Raw genomic sequence first — 764 nt, 5'->3', positions numbered from 1 at the left:
CGGCTTTGGCTTCGTCCGACCATGCCCGGTTCCACACCAGCTTTGATCTTGTGAGCCGAGGAGCGAAGTATTCGTGGTTGCCCCAAGAAGTACCCGGATGAGTTGCGTGAGCAGGCGGTGCGGCTGTGTCGGGAGTCTGAACCGAAGCCGGTGATCCGGCGGCTGGCGGAGCAGTTCAATGTCCGCCCCTGAAGCCTTGCGGAACTGGATCCGTCAGGACGAAGCCGACCAAGCTCAGCGTTCCCACCGGCCGGCCACCGCGATGATCGAGGAGAACCGTAGGGTCAGGCGGGAGAACGCCGAGCTCAAGCGTGTGAACGTCTCGACACCTCCGGCCTGAGGATCGTCCCCACCCAGGCGGTGTATGCCGGGACGAAGAACGCGGTACGGACCCTCCTGGAGGGCCTGCGGCAGGAGAGCGAGAGCACCGTCGGGGTTCTGCGGACGACCTCGGTCTCCCCGGGCTACGTCCGCACCGAGCTCGTCGACCATGCCGTCGACGGTCCGGACTTGTGCGAGCGGGCCAGGCAGAACATGCGCGTTCTCGGTATCGACCCGACCGCGGTGGCCCGGGCGATCGCGTTCGCGATCGACCAACCCGACGACGTCGAGATCGGGGACCTGTCCATTCGACCGACTCGCCAGGGCTGAGTGACCCGCTCATCGGCTATGAGAGTGCATGGGTCACTCATCCCCAGGCAGATTTGGCGTTGGACTGGCGCGTGCGGATTGCGGTGTGGTCATCGGAGTTGTAGGTGCAGGAT

At 65.1% G+C, this 764-nt stretch carries 1 protein-coding gene and 1 pseudogene; both read left to right on the top strand.

Annotation, left to right across the window (positions count from 1 at the left end):
• Positions 1-178: 178 nt before the first annotated feature.
• Entirely contained in the window at positions 179-340 is a 162-nt protein-coding gene (locus FXO23_RS52885; protein ID WP_158895633.1) for a transposase, read from the top strand.
• Positions 322-651 (top strand): annotated as a pseudogene (locus FXO23_RS48480) (SDR family oxidoreductase); the annotation flags it as partial. The gene FXO23_RS52885 and the pseudogene FXO23_RS48480, both read left to right, overlap by 19 nt.
• Positions 652-764: the final 113 nt, after the last annotated feature.

This window comes from Amycolatopsis anabasis (assembly GCF_009765355.1).
GTDB classification, from domain to species: domain Bacteria; phylum Actinomycetota; class Actinomycetes; order Mycobacteriales; family Pseudonocardiaceae; genus Amycolatopsis; species Amycolatopsis anabasis.
The sequence above is the reverse complement of the archived record's forward strand: the minus strand, read 5'-3'. Positions and strand labels throughout refer to the sequence as shown.

What these genes read in the sequence shown, in the direction of transcription:
- FXO23_RS52885 (WP_158895633.1), top strand. Translation starts at nt 179, where the DNA reads ATGTCCGCCCCTGAAGCCTTGCGGAACTGGATCCGTCAGGACGAAGCC.